The 12,632-nt window shown below is 60.3% G+C and carries 21 protein-coding genes; 20 read left to right on the top strand and 1 reads right to left on the bottom strand.

Annotation, left to right across the window (positions count from 1 at the left end; translation table 11 throughout):
- Positions 1–235: 235 nt before the first annotated feature.
- Together CUJ86_RS00555 and CUJ86_RS00550 are read left to right on the top strand one after the other, a co-directional pair.
- Positions 236–1,225, top strand: a complete 990-nt coding sequence (locus tag CUJ86_RS00555) for a 5,10-methylenetetrahydromethanopterin reductase (protein ID WP_130645621.1) — start codon at positions 236–238, stop codon at positions 1,223–1,225.
- 99 nt (positions 1,226–1,324) lie between these two features.
- Positions 1,325–2,251: a galactose-1-phosphate uridylyltransferase gene (locus tag CUJ86_RS00550; protein ID WP_130645620.1), complete on the top strand. Its 927-nt coding sequence runs from the start codon at positions 1,325–1,327 to the stop codon at positions 2,249–2,251.
- Positions 2,252–2,402: 151 nt separating this feature from the next.
- On the opposite strand, the gene CUJ86_RS00545 is transcribed toward CUJ86_RS00550, so the two are convergent.
- The gene (locus tag CUJ86_RS00545) at positions 2,403–3,245 is read right to left on the bottom strand and encodes a F420-dependent methylenetetrahydromethanopterin dehydrogenase (protein ID WP_130645619.1); all 843 of its coding nucleotides are present in this window, start codon (positions 3,243–3,245) and stop codon (positions 2,403–2,405) included.
- A gap of 131 nt (positions 3,246–3,376) precedes the next feature.
- On the opposite strand from CUJ86_RS00545, the gene CUJ86_RS00540 reads away from it, so the two are divergent.
- From CUJ86_RS00540 to CUJ86_RS00455, 18 genes are all read left to right on the top strand, one after another.
- On the top strand, positions 3,377–3,781 hold the full coding sequence (locus CUJ86_RS00540) for a Tfx family DNA-binding protein (RefSeq protein ID WP_130645618.1): 405 nt from the start codon (positions 3,377–3,379) through the stop codon (positions 3,779–3,781).
- Positions 3,782–4,362: 581 nt separating this feature from the next.
- On the top strand, positions 4,363–5,376 hold the full coding sequence (locus tag CUJ86_RS00535; RefSeq protein ID WP_130645617.1) for a 50S ribosomal protein L3: 1,014 nt from the start codon (positions 4,363–4,365) through the stop codon (positions 5,374–5,376).
- 6 nt (positions 5,377–5,382) lie between these two features.
- Positions 5,383–6,123 (top strand): 50S ribosomal protein L4, encoded by a 741-nt coding sequence (gene rpl4p, locus CUJ86_RS00530; RefSeq protein WP_130645616.1) that lies wholly within the window; start codon positions 5,383–5,385, stop codon positions 6,121–6,123.
- A 5-nt stretch (positions 6,124–6,128) separates the two neighbouring features.
- The gene (locus CUJ86_RS00525) at positions 6,129–6,377 is read left to right on the top strand and encodes a 50S ribosomal protein L23 (protein ID WP_130646193.1); all 249 of its coding nucleotides are present in this window, start codon (positions 6,129–6,131) and stop codon (positions 6,375–6,377) included.
- A 10-nt stretch (positions 6,378–6,387) separates the two neighbouring features.
- On the top strand, positions 6,388–7,104 hold the full coding sequence (locus tag CUJ86_RS00520; RefSeq protein WP_130645615.1) for a 50S ribosomal protein L2: 717 nt from the start codon (positions 6,388–6,390) through the stop codon (positions 7,102–7,104).
- A 9-nt stretch (positions 7,105–7,113) separates the two neighbouring features.
- Positions 7,114–7,527 (top strand): 30S ribosomal protein S19, encoded by a 414-nt coding sequence (locus CUJ86_RS00515; RefSeq protein ID WP_130645614.1) that lies wholly within the window; start codon positions 7,114–7,116, stop codon positions 7,525–7,527.
- Positions 7,528–7,532: 5 nt separating this feature from the next.
- A complete protein-coding gene (locus CUJ86_RS00510; RefSeq protein WP_165394709.1) occupies positions 7,533–7,994 on the top strand; it encodes a 50S ribosomal protein L22 in 462 nt (153 codons plus the stop codon).
- 1 nt (position 7,995) lies between these two features.
- On the top strand, positions 7,996–8,706 hold the full coding sequence (locus tag CUJ86_RS00505) for a 30S ribosomal protein S3 (protein WP_130645612.1): 711 nt from the start codon (positions 7,996–7,998) through the stop codon (positions 8,704–8,706).
- Positions 8,707–8,919 carry a 50S ribosomal protein L29 gene (rpmC, locus tag CUJ86_RS00500; protein WP_130645611.1) on the top strand — a complete coding sequence of 71 codons (213 nt, stop codon included), beginning with the start codon at positions 8,707–8,709 and terminating at the stop codon, positions 8,917–8,919.
- Positions 8,916–9,194 carry a ribonuclease P protein component 1 gene (locus tag CUJ86_RS00495; RefSeq protein WP_130645610.1) on the top strand — a complete coding sequence of 93 codons (279 nt, stop codon included), beginning with the start codon at positions 8,916–8,918 and terminating at the stop codon, positions 9,192–9,194. The genes rpmC and CUJ86_RS00495 overlap by 4 nt, the downstream gene beginning before the upstream one ends.
- Positions 9,195–9,204: 10 nt before the next feature.
- Complete coding sequence (locus CUJ86_RS00490; protein ID WP_130645609.1) at positions 9,205–9,525, top strand: 30S ribosomal protein S17; 321 nt, start codon at positions 9,205–9,207, stop codon at positions 9,523–9,525.
- A gap of 1 nt (position 9,526) precedes the next feature.
- A complete protein-coding gene (locus CUJ86_RS00485; protein WP_130645608.1) occupies positions 9,527–9,925 on the top strand; it encodes a 50S ribosomal protein L14 in 399 nt (132 codons plus the stop codon).
- Positions 9,926–9,935: 10 nt separating this feature from the next.
- Positions 9,936–10,301 (top strand): 50S ribosomal protein L24, encoded by a 366-nt coding sequence (gene rplX / locus CUJ86_RS00480; RefSeq protein WP_130645607.1) that lies wholly within the window; start codon positions 9,936–9,938, stop codon positions 10,299–10,301.
- Positions 10,302–11,027 (top strand): 30S ribosomal protein S4e, encoded by a 726-nt coding sequence (locus CUJ86_RS00475; protein WP_130645606.1) that lies wholly within the window; start codon positions 10,302–10,304, stop codon positions 11,025–11,027.
- Positions 11,027–11,536 (top strand): 50S ribosomal protein L5, encoded by a 510-nt coding sequence (locus tag CUJ86_RS00470; RefSeq protein ID WP_130645605.1) that lies wholly within the window; start codon positions 11,027–11,029, stop codon positions 11,534–11,536. The genes CUJ86_RS00475 and CUJ86_RS00470 overlap by 1 nt, the downstream gene beginning before the upstream one ends.
- Positions 11,536–11,694: a 30S ribosomal protein S14 gene (locus CUJ86_RS00465; RefSeq protein ID WP_130645604.1), complete on the top strand. Its 159-nt coding sequence runs from the start codon at positions 11,536–11,538 to the stop codon at positions 11,692–11,694. The genes CUJ86_RS00470 and CUJ86_RS00465 overlap by 1 nt, the downstream gene beginning before the upstream one ends.
- Positions 11,695–11,703: 9 nt before the next feature.
- Positions 11,704–12,096 carry a 30S ribosomal protein S8 gene (locus tag CUJ86_RS00460; RefSeq protein ID WP_130645603.1) on the top strand — a complete coding sequence of 131 codons (393 nt, stop codon included), beginning with the start codon at positions 11,704–11,706 and terminating at the stop codon, positions 12,094–12,096.
- 10 nt (positions 12,097–12,106) lie between these two features.
- On the top strand, positions 12,107–12,631 hold the full coding sequence (locus CUJ86_RS00455) for a 50S ribosomal protein L6 (RefSeq protein WP_130645602.1): 525 nt from the start codon (positions 12,107–12,109) through the stop codon (positions 12,629–12,631).
- Position 12,632 lies beyond the last annotated feature (1 nt).

The raw sequence follows: 12,632 nt of genomic DNA, 5'->3' as shown, positions 1-12,632 counted from the left end.
TGCGGCATCATATTTGCCTTCCGGGTCTTCTGTCCATTGTGGGTATGTCTGCGGGGGATCATAAATACTTCTGCCGCCACCGGTGCGCCTCTTTCCCGCCTCCCGGGGCTCCCGCCCATGCCCGACCCTTTATGGCGCTCCTATTCGAGATATGACGGTTAATACGTGGTTTTCCGGGGCAAAACATAATACTTTTATCTTTGTGCGATAACTACTCTCTCTGAGGTGAAATGCCTTGAGTTATGGAATTGAATTTGTCCCGGGCAACATCAGCGTAAAGCAGGTTGTCAACTACGTCAAACTGGCGGAGTCCAAGGATATCGACTACGCGTGGATTACCAACCACTATAACAACCGTCACTGCTACCCGACCCTGGCCATGATCGCAGCCAACACCGACTCGATCAAGATGGGTCCGGGTATCATGAACACCTTCACCGACACTCCTGCGGCGATTGCGTCCTTCATGTGCACCCTGAACGAGATCTCCGACGGCCGCGCCGTGCTCGGCATCGGACCCGGCGACCTCTCGACCCTTCCGAAGCTTGCCATCGCCGGCGGAAAGCCCGTGGCCCGCCTGAAGGAGGGTGTCACCCAGATCCGCCGCCTCTGTGCAGGTGAAGAGATCAAGAAGACCGGCGAGATGGAGTTCTTCGACTACGACGGTGCAAAGCTCACCGGCGTCCAGCTCCCCGGCAAGAAGGGCATCCCCGTCTACATCGGCGCTCAGGGCCCCAAGATGCTCGAGCTCGCCGGTATTGAGGGTGAGGGCTCCCTGATCAACGCCTCCAACCCGAAGGACTTCGAGATCGCCATCCCCATCATCAAGAAGGCTCAGGAGGCCGCAGGCAGGAAGAGCCACGATGTCGGTGCCTACACCGCCATGTCCATCGACCAGAGCGAGAAGAAGGCCCGCAACGCCGCCAAGATCGTCGCCGCCTTCATCGCCGCCGGCTCCCCGCCCCCGCTGCTGGAGCGCCACGGCCTCGACCTGGGTAACGTCGCCAAGATCAAGGAAGCCCTCGGGCGCTTTGACTTCAAGGCCGTTGGTGGCCTCGTCGGCGATGCCGAGATCGACGCCTTCACCATCGCCGGTACCCCGGACATGGTCAAGCAGAAGTGCGAGGACCTCATGGCAGCCGGTGTCACCCAGATCATCTTCGGGTCCCCGCTCGGCCCGGACATGACCAACTCGATCCGTCTGCTCGGCAAATACGTCGTCTGAAGAGGGCCGGACGGTCCTCATCATTTTTTGGGAGGGAGATCCTCCTCCCCCTTTCGGGTGTCTTTATACCCCTGTCCGTCCCATGGTGAATTTGAAGGCATGTTTTCGGTCGAGCACTATGTGGACGGCAGACTCCAGATCCGGCGGGAACACCTGACCGGCATCAGGTGCCGGATCTCTCCCGAGCGGATCAGGCGCAATATCAGCAGCGAATATCATCCGCCGGCGACGGACGAAACCTGCCCGTTCTGTCCGGGGCGAATCGAGAGAGAGACCCCCACCTTCCCGGACGGCACGAGAATCCGGTGCGGCAAAAGCCTCACCTTCCCCAACCTCTATCCCTTCGCCCCCTGCCATACGGTGACGGTGATCACGCCCGAGCACTCGACCACCACCTTCACTGCAGGCGAGATCAGGGACGCCCTGACCGGGCAGGTCCGTTCCCTCATTCCTGCCGGCGGCTATCCCTCGATCAACTGGAACCTCCTTCCCTCTGCAGGGGCGAGCATGGTCCACCCCCACCTGCAGGGGATTGCCGGTCCGGAACCGACATGGCTTACAGGGCGCTATATCGACGGCAGTCGGCGGTATCTCAGCCAGAGCGGGCGCACCTTCAGAGACGACCATGTCGATGCCGAAGCCGCATCAGACCGCCTGCTCTTCGAGGACGGCGCGATCCTCTGGGCCGCCAGTCCGGTTCCGATCGGCGAATACGAGGTGCGGGGATACCTGCCGGCAGCGTCCCTGGAGGGGGCGGTCCCCCATATTCCGGCACTCTCGCGAGGCATCGTCCGGGTGACCGAGTTTTATCATGCCCTGGGGGTGTATGCGTTTAACATGGCGATCCATTTTGACCGGCAGGGGGATGAGAATGGTTTTGGTGCCTTCTGCTCCATCATCGCCAGGATGAACCCGAACCCGGAGTCGCGCAATGACTCTGCATTCATGGAGCGCCTGCACCTTGAACCCGTGGTGCTCACCCTGCCCGAGGACCTTGGAAGGGCCTTCCGCGATCACACCGTCTGAGCGGCGGGACGGGCCCCGCAGGGGCGTCTATCCTCTCACGTTTCCCATCATCGCGCCTGCCTGACCGGTGCCGAGATTGCATGGATCCGCAAAGGCTCCTGCCCCGGGCTGATGGCCGAAAATTACGTTAAAAAAAGGAAACAGGGTATTTTTACTCGGGCTTGGAGATGAGCGCCGTCTTGGAGACGATGACGCCATCCTTCTTGTGGGGCATGCGGATCACGCCGTCGCCGGCCTTCTCGATCTCGCGGGCCTCGTCACAGAGCACAGCAGCCTGGCGCATCATCTCGTGGGCCGAGGTGACGATCGGGATGTACTTCTCCCACTCCTTCGTCATGAAGCAGCCCTTGACGTTGACGCCGGCAACCGCCGAGGCGACCTCGTAGGCGGCGCGGGCCTTGGCCAGTGCGTACGGGTTGGTGAACTCACCGTCGACGGCCTTGTCGGAGGTCATGACGACCTTCGGGAGCACGAGGTCGGCGCCCTTCTTGCCTTCCTTGACCTGGTCGACCACCTTGTCAAGCTCGAGCTGGAGCTTGCGGAAGGCGCCGGTCAGGGCGAGGACCTTGACGAGGTTGCCGTTGTAGTCCGCCATCTCGATGGGGTCGAGGAACTCACGGCGGGCACCGATCATGGAGTCGGCCTTCATGATGATGTAGCCAAAGGCGCTCTCCTTGAGGGCGGCGAAGTCGTCCTTCTTGGTGGTGATGTCGTCGGTGATGACGACGCACGGGATGCCTGCCTCGGCCAGGGCCTCGCGTGCGCCCTTCGGTCCGGGGAGGACACCGTTCGGGGAAACAACAATGCAGAAGTCAGGTCCCCATGCCTTCATGTTGGTGACGACACGGTCGATGTCTTCGGGCTGAAGCTTGGTGCCTGAGGTGGCCATGAAGGTCTGCATGTCTTCACGGTCCGCACGCTCGTCAAGGAGCAGCTCTGCCATGACACCGCTGGCAATGTTGCCCAGTTTGGCAATTCCTACTTTAACTACCATCTATACACCTCTCAAATTTGAGAACAGAGATACTATCGGCGAAATCTCATATAAAGATTGTGAAAGCGGGCCCGGGGTCAGGGGGTGTTAAATAATAGTGTTTAAGTGCCATCAGGTTAAATTACAATGGTATGAAACAGGGGCTTCTCACCGACCGGCAGAAGGAGGTCCTCAGATACCGGAAAATGGGGCTCACCCAGCAGCAGGTGGCGGACATCATCAAGACGTCCAAGGCGAATGTCTGCACCATCGAGAAGGCGGCATATGAAAATATCGAACGGGCGCGGGAGACGCTGGAGTTCCTCTACACTCTTGATTCAGAGCACCTCTGCACCATCGCGGCCGGGACCGATCTCATTGATGCGGCGTCCGATATCTTCCGCGAGGCCGAAAAGATGGGGATCAAGGTGAAGTACAACACCATCGAACTGATCAACCGGATCCATGACTCAAACCCCGAACGCTTCAGGGCTCGCTATGTCCGGGAGAATGTCGAGGTCTACATCAATAAAGAGGGTGACCTCTTCTTCGGGTGAGGTCTGGCGACGCCAGCAGATGAGAAGGTTTATATTCATTTTTGTAGAATTATTAAAGAACCGGAGACGATGGCATCCTGCTCAGCCGGACACAGTATAATGGCCATATGGTGGTAAAATGGCCATTCTGTAACCGTTTGTGCGGATGATCATGTCCGACCCCCATGCGGGGCGGACTGCGATGCCCCGGCTGCCCCCTCGGGGGGCACAACCGAGAAGGACTGTACCCAGTCCAAAGGAGCTGACAGACGCTGGATCTGATCCATGCATGGGCCTCCGTCAGTGCAGACGAGCCCGGCCGGTGATACCGCCGGCATGCAGATGGTCAGGATCTCTTCGCGAGACATGGTATTCCGGTGCACGCCGGAATGTTCTCCATATCTGGAGACCGACCCACGGTACATCGCTCCCGACACCACCGCAGCAGACGTATTTGCTGTGCGGAGAGCGGGCCCGATCGTCCCCGCCCCCTGTGGGTGCGTGGAGTGGGTTGGTCAATGGTTTCGCATGTGTTTGCTAAAATCCTGTAGCGGGAACCAGGGATTCTCGGAGAAGACCAAACGCAGAGGATTGATTGGAACATGCCGAATATACACAGACCGCGCAGGGGTTCCCTCGCGTACAGCCCGAGAAAACGGGCAAAGAGCCAGGTGCCGAAGTACCAGTCCTGGCCTGTACACAACGGCGAGCCCGTGCTGCAGGGTATTGCAGGATATAAGGTGGGGATGACGCACGTCATCATGGTCGACGACCACAAGAGCAGCCCGACCGAGGGGCGCGAGATCATGGTGCCGGTCACCATCGTCGAGGTGCCTGCCCTCCGTGTCGCTGCTGTGCGCGCCTATGCCTCAGACACCTATGGACGCCACCCGATGACCGAGGTCTGGGCCGAGAACCTCGACCCCCTCCTCGCCGGTCGGGTCACCCTTCCAAAGGAGCACGACCGCGACGCCACCCTTGCCGCAATCCGCGAGGGTGTGGCCGAGGATCGCGTCACCGACATCTTCGCCCTCGTCTACACCATGCCCGCGGCCACCACCGGTGTCCCGAAGAAGGTGCCCGAGCTGATGGAGACCAGGATCGGTGGAGGATCGATTGAGGAGCGTCTCGAGCACGCTCTCGCTCTTCTGGGCCAGGAATTCGACCCGCTCTCCCTCGTTTCTGAGGGGCAGTACATCGATGTAACCGCCATCACCAAGGGCAAGGGCACCCAGGGTCCGGTCAAGCGCTGGGGTATCATGGTCCGGAAGAGAAAACACTCCCGCGGCGGCAAGAAGCGTCATATCGGGAACCTCGGGCCGTGGAACCCCCACCATGTCAGGTGGCAGGTCCCACAGATAGGCCAGATGGGTTACCAGCAGCGGACGGAATTCAATAAGCGGATTCTCCGTGTCGGTACCGACGGCGCTGAAATCGTGCCAGAAGGCGGTTTCCTCCACTATGGTGTGGTCAGGAATCCATACATCATGATCAAGGGCTCGATACCGGGTCCGGTCAAGCGCATTGTCCGCATCCGCCCGGCCATCCGCCAGGGTGAACATGCGGTCCGGGCGCCGGCCGTGAACTTCGTCAGCCTTGAGAGCAAGCAGGGGTGATCAGGGATGAAAGCAAATGTCAGATCAATCGACGGCTCGGTTATGCGTGAAATCGACCTTCCGGCTGTCTTCGATGAACTTTATCGGCCTGACCTGATCAAGAAGGCCGTTCTCGCAATCCAGAGCACGAGACTCCAGCCCCACGGCACCCATCCGTATGCGGGCATCAGGAGTTCGGCTGTCGGCTGGGGCTCGGGCCGTGGTGCCTCCCATGTGCCGCGCCTGAAGAATGGTTCGCGCGCCGCAAAGGTCCCGCAGGCAAAGGGCGGTCGTGCGGCGCACCCGCCGGTCACTGCCAAGGTGCTCGAGAAGAAGATCAACAAGCAGGAACGGTGGGCGGCCCTGCGTTCGGCAATCGCCGCCACCGCCGTCCCCGAACTCGTGACCCTCCGCGGCCACCGCTTCGAGGGCGAGGTGCCGGTCGTTGTCGACGAGGGCTTCGAGAACCTCACGAAGACCGCTGACGTGATCGCCGCACTCGGGGCACTCGGGCTGTATGCCGACGTTGAGCGTTCCAAGGCGAGCAAGAAGGTCCGGGCCGGCCGCGGCAAGATGCGCGGTCGCCGCTACAAGCAGCGCAAGAGCGTTCTGATCGTCACCGGCGACGAACCGCTCCGTGCCGCCCGCAACCTTGCCGGTGTCGACGCTGTCAGCATTTATGACCTCGATGCAGAACTGCTGGCGCCGGGCACCCATGCCGGTCGCCTGACCGTCTGGTCTGAGAGCGCACTGAAGAGGATGGAGTGATGATGATGGTGCTCAGGCATCCGTATGTAACAGAAAAGGCGATGATGATGCTCGAGAACGAGAACAAGATCCAGGTTCTCGTCGACAAGTCAGCCTCCAAGGACGATATCAGGCGCGATATCGAGCGGGCCTTCGACCAGAAGGTCGCCTCGGTGCAGACCATGATGACGATGAAGGGCCAGAAGAAGGCAATCGTCAGCTTTGAGAATGACAGGGCTGCTGAAGAGATCCTCAGCAGACTCGGCGTAATGTAAGGTGGTGGAGATGGGACATAGAATTATCAGCCAGAACCGTGGACGGGGCGGCCCGACCTACCGGGCACCATCCCACCGCTACAAGGCCGAACTGAAACACGCCTGCAGGAACAACGAGGGTGTGAATGGCAAGATCATCGATATCGAGCACGATCCTGCACGCCACGCCCCGATTGCCCGGGTGGAGATTGCGGACGGAAAGAAGATCTACATGCTCGTGACCGAGGGCATGGGCGTTGGCGATGAGGTCGCCTGGGGCGCCGGGGCAAAGGTCCAGAACGGCAACACCCTGCCCCTCCGCGACATCCCGATCGGTGCCTATGTCTGCAACATCGAGTCAAAACCGAATGACGGCGGCAAGTTCGTTCGTTCAAGCGGTGTCCAGGCAATGCTCGTCGGCAAGAATGCCGGCCGCGTGGCCATCTCGATGCCCAGCGGCAAGCAGAAGTGGTTCAACGATATGTGCATGGCGACCATCGGCATCGTTGCCGGCGGCGGACGCGGCGAGAAGCCCTTCGTCAAGGCAGGCAACAAATATCATAAGATGAAGTCGCAGGCGCAGAAGTGGCCCAGATCGTCGGGTCTGAAGATGAACGTCATCGACCATCCGTTCGGTGGTGGCGGTCACCAGCACACCGGCAGACCCAAGACCGTTGCACGCGGCACCTCGCCGGGTCGTAAGGTCGGAAGCATTGCTGCCCGCAGAACAGGCAAATTAAAGAAGTGAGGGGATTGAATGGCAAAGAAAATGCAGAGGCGGCTACCCAGACGGCGTGAGGAGTTCACCTACCGGGGCTACAAGATCGAGGAGCTCCAGCAGATGGGGACGAGCGAACTCGTGCCCCTCATGCCCTCACGGGCGCGCCGCAAGTTTACCCGCGGACTGACGAGAGAGCACGAAAAGCTCCTCGCACAGGTGCGGGGCGGGGATGACAGCATCAGGACCCACCTGAGGGACATGGTCATCATGCCCGAGATGATTGGAAAGACGATCCAGATCCACAACGGAAAGGACTTTGTTGCAGTCGAGCTGCAGCCGGAGTCGGTCTTCCACTATCTGGGGGAGTTCGCCCTGACCAGAAGGAGAGTTTCCCACGGAACGGCCGGTATCGGTGCGACCAGGTCCTCCAAGTATGTACCCCTGAAGTGATGGCAATGGCACGAACCGGATATTCACTGCAGATCGAGGGGGACAACCTCGCCCGCGCTAAGGCGAACGAGTTGCATGTCTCCCCGAAACACTCCATTGAGATTGCCCACTTCATCAGGGGCAAGAACGCCGATGTCGCCCTTGCATACCTTGAGGATGTGGTGGCGAAGAAGAAGGCGATCCCCTTCAAGCACTTCAACAGGGACGTCGCCCACAAGCGCGGCCTCGAAGGCTGGGACGCCGGTCGCTACCCGGTCAAGGCCTCGGCCGAGTTCATCCGCCTGATCAACCAGGCAAAGAAGAACGCCGAGTATGCAGGGCTTGACACCGAGCAGCTTGTCATCGTGCACGCCTCCGCCAACCGCGGCCGGTGCATGCGCGCCATCTTCCCGCGTGCGATGGGACGGGCGACGCCGAAACGGCGCGAGACCGTGAACATCGAGCTGATCCTGAGGGAGGAGGAGTAATATGGCGATTGAGCGCAAATTTGTCAGCGAGGGAGTAACGAAGGTCAGAGTCGATGAATTCCTCACCCGTGAGCTGAAGCGCGCCGGATACGGCGGCATGGACATCGTCCGCACTCCTCTCGGGACACAGATCACGATCTTTGCCGAGAAGCCCGGTATTGTGATCGGTAAGGGCGGCAAGATCGTCCGCCAGCTCACCCAGGACCTGGCGACGAACTTCAACATCGACTCCCCGCAGGTCGAGGTGCAGCAGGTGGCCAACCCGTCCGTGAACGCCCAGATCATGGCCGAGCGTCTTGCCACCGCCCTTGAACGCGGCTGGTACTTCAGAAAGGCCGGTCAGAGCACGATGCGTCGCGTCATGGAGTCCGGCGCACTCGGGTGCGAGATTGTCCTCTCCGGCAAGCTGACCGGCGCCCGTTCGAGGGTCCAGAAGTTTGTCGAGGGCTATATCAAGCACTCCGGTGAACCCAGCGAGACGATCGTCGAAACCGGGTATGCCGTTGCGATCAAGAAACTCGGCACCATCGGTGTCCAGGTCAGGATCATTCCGGGCGACGCCAGACTCCCGGACAAGTTCGAGGTGCTCGAGCCCAAGAAGGTCGTTGCCGAGATCGTCGAGGAACCGGAGGATATCGGTGACGATGTCGACGCCGAACTCGAGGAGTTCGAGGAAGAGGTCCCTGAGGCCGCCGTGCCGGAGGAGCAGTAGATGGCGATCTTCAGGGCACACGAGGTCCGCCAGCTCTCGGACGTTGAACTCTCCGAACAGCTCGACAAAATGCGTCTCGACCTGATGCAGGCGCGGGGAAAGGTCAGCGCCGGCGGCGCCCCGGAAAACCCCGGGCACATCCGTGAGGTCCGGCGGACCATCGCCCGCATCCAGACCGAGCAGAACGCACGGAGGTCCGGCGACCAGGCATGATCACACCGCAGACCCTGATCCGGCACGAACTGATAGGATTGCCCGTCTCTGTGGTGAAGGCCCGGAACCCTGCATATTGTGGGATTTCTGGCCGGATTTTGGATGAGACTCGCAATATGCTGGTAATCCTCGCATCGACGGGGCCGAAATGGGTGGAAAAGAAGGGGACAACCTTTCTGTTCCACCTCCCCGACGGTGCTCGCGCCGAAGTGGACGGGTCTGCCCTTGTGGCACAGCCTGAAAAGCGGATCAGCATGCGCAAAAATAATAGATAGAGGATAGACAATGGCGAGAAACATTGGGTTAAACGTCCCACTGCCCGAAAGGGAGTGCAGTGACGTGAATTGTCCGTTTCACGGCACCCTGCCGGTGCACGGCCAGGTGATCACCGGCAAGGTCGTGAGCAACCGTATGAACGGTACGGTGGTCGTCGGACGGGAGTACCTTCACTTCGTGCGGAAATACAACCGTTACGAGAAGCGCTCCTCGAAGTACCACGCGCACCTTCCCCCCTGCCTCGACCTCCAGGTCGGGGACACGGTGAAGATCGCCGAATGCCGCCCGCTGTCCAAGACGACCAATTTCGTCGTCGTGGAGGTGGTCTGAGATGAAGGCAAAGCTCTCCCGGATCCCGAGGGCGGTCCACACCGGCACCAGACTGGTCTGTGCCGACAACACGGGCGCCAGGGTCGTGGAGATCGTCTCGGTCGACGGTTATCACGGTGTCCGGCGGCGTCAGCCGAAGCTCGGTATCGGTGACATGGCGACCGTATCGGTCAAGAAAGGCACCCCGGACATGCGGCGGAAGCTGATCAAGGCGGTCGTGATCCGGCAGCGCAAGGAGATGCGCCGGCCAAACGGTCTTCGCGTCGGCTTTGACGACAACGCTGTCGTGATCGTGGATGAGCGCGGTGAACCGAAGGGCACCGAGATCAAGGGTCCGGTCGCCCGTGAGGTCGCAGAGCGGTTCCCGAAGATCGGGTCGACCGCAACAATCATCGTCTGAGGTGTGGCTCATGGTACGAATCGCAAGCAAACAGCCGAGAAAACAGCGCAAAGCGCGCTACAATGCAGCCACACACCAGCGGAGCATGTTCCTGTCGGCGCCCCTCTCAGAGGACCTGCGCAGTGAATACAGCCGCCGCACCGTACGCGTCGTGACCGGTGATACGGTCCTGGTGCTCCGCGGCGATCACAACGGCACCGAGGGCGTCGTCGATGGCGTGAACTCCAAGAAGGGCACGCTCATCGTCCATGGCGTATCGGTCACCAAGGCCGACGGCACCGATGTGCCCCGTCCGGTGAACGCCTCCAACGTGGTGGTCACCAAATTGAACACCAAGGACCCCCGCCGTGTGGAGAAGCTGGAGGAGAGGAAGTAAATGTCACATCACCTGAAGAGACTGACGGCTCCGGTTTCCTGGCATATCGCCAAGAAAGAGGAGAAGTTCATCACAAAGACCTGCCCCGGTCCGCACGGTGCCCATGCCATGCCGATCGCCGTCTGGCTCCGCGACAAGATGGGGCTTGCCGGCAACATGAAGGAGGTAAAACGGATCCTCAACGCACGGCAGATCATCGTCAATGGCAGGCCGGTAACAAACCCGAAGATCGGGCTCGGCATCTTTGATATCATCTCGATCCCGCGGACCGACAAACACTACCGGATCCTTCTGGACAAGGTCGGACGCCTTACCACGATCGAGATCGACGCCGAGGCGGCAAAAAGCCGTCTGTGCAGGATCCGCGACAAGCGCTATGTGCGCGGCGGGAAGATCCAGCTGAACCTGATGTACGGCGCCAACATCCTTGCCGACAACACCTACAAGCCCAAGGACTCGATCGTCCTCACCCTCGGCGAGGGAGAGGAGCGTTTCAGAATTGTCGACCACTTCCCGTTTGCCGTCGGCAACATGGCGATGGTCATCGGCGGCAAGCACTCGGGCAAGGTTGGTCGTATCACCGAGATCAGGGTTGTTCCGGGCTCGGTTCCGAACCGTGTCTTCTTCGAGGACGCCGAGGGCGCCACCTTCGAGACGATCGAGGGGTATGTGTTCATGATTGGCCGGGATACTCCGGCAGTAGCAGAATGGGGGATTGAGGCCTGATGGCGAACCCGATGCAGGACGTCCACATCGACAAGATTGTTGTCCACATGGGTGTCGGCGAGAGCGGTGAGAGGCTGGTCAAGGGTGAGGACATCCTCCGGCAGATCACCGGCGGGAGCCCGGTGCGCTCGATTGCCAAGAAGACCCAGCCGGCCTTCGGTATCAGAAAAGGCGCCCCGACTGGAGCGAAAGTGACGCTCAGGGGCAAGAAAGCCGAGGCATTTGTGCAGACCGCCTTCGATATCGTCGAACGGAGGCTTGCCGACCGGGCCTTCGATCAACAGGGGAACTTCTCCTTCGGCATCGAAGAGCACACCGATTTCCCGGGCCAGTCCTACGACCCGCAGATCGGCATCTATGGCATGGACATCAATGTCGTGCTCGAGAAGAAGGGCGTCAGGATCGCCCGCAGGCGTATCGCTCCCCGGAAACTCCCGACGAAGCAGCGCGTCACCAAGGATGAGGCGATCTCCTTTGTCAGGGACAGCTACGGCATGGAGGTGCTCTGATGGCAGACAAAGATATCAAGAAAAAATTCGGACGCGGTGCCAACCAGTGCCAGATCTGTGGCCGGAAGCAGGGCCTTGTCCGCAGGTACAATATCATGTTCTGCCGGCAGTGCTTCCGCGAGTGGGCGCCGAAGATGGGCTTTAAAAAGATGAACTGAGGTGGAGCAATGGCACGACTGAATACAATTGCAGATGCGATGAGCGCCATCAAGAATGCCAGCGATGGCGGCAAGTCCTCAGTGGTCGTTGAGCCCGCAAGCAAGCTGCTTGGTTCCATGCTCGGGATCATGCAGGAAGCAGGCTATATCGGCGAATTCGAGTACGTCGAGGACGGACGGGGAGGCCGATTCGTGGTCTCTCTGACCGGTCGGATCAACCGGTGCGGTGCGATCACCCCGCGGTTCTCCACCACCCTTGAGGAGATGGAGACCTGGGAAACGAGATACCTTCCGGCAAAGGGCTTCGGCATCCTGATCCTCTCGACCTCACGGGGTGTTATATCACACGAACAGGCACGCCGCGCCGGTATCGGTGGCGAACTGCTGGGGTTCGTCTTCTGAGGTGAGAGGAATGGTTGTTGAGAGAAGAGTTGCCATCCCGGACGGAATTACGGCAAACCTCGAAGGGACGGTCCTGAAGGTGAAGGGTCCGAAGGGAGGACTCGAGCGCGACATGCGCTACCCCGGCATCACCATCACCGTCGAGGACGGTGAGTGCGTTGTCGCCACCGAGTTGGGGCGGAAGCGCGTTGTTGCCATGGTCGGCACCTATGCCTCGCATATCGCGAACATGATTGAGGGCGTCACCAAGGGCTTTGAGTACAGGATGAAGGTGGTCTACTCCCACTTCCCGATCCAGCTCAAACTGCAGTCCGGCATGCTGGAGATCAATAATTTCCTCGGGGAGAAGCAGGCGAGGCGCGCCACGATCCTGCCGGGTGTGACGGTCAAGGTCGGTAACGACGAGGTGACCGTGAGCGGCATCGACAAGGATCTGGTCGGATCGACGGCGGCAAAGATCGAGCGGGCGACGAAGGTTCGCAAGCGCGATACGCGGGTCTTCCAGGACGGAATATACATCGTAGAGAAGGCGTGAT

It is taken from the genome of Methanofollis fontis (assembly GCF_004297185.1).
GTDB lineage: Archaea > Halobacteriota > Methanomicrobia > Methanomicrobiales > Methanofollaceae > Methanofollis > Methanofollis fontis.
Note: the sequence above shows the minus strand (reverse complement) of the source record. Positions and strands in the feature narration are given on the sequence as shown.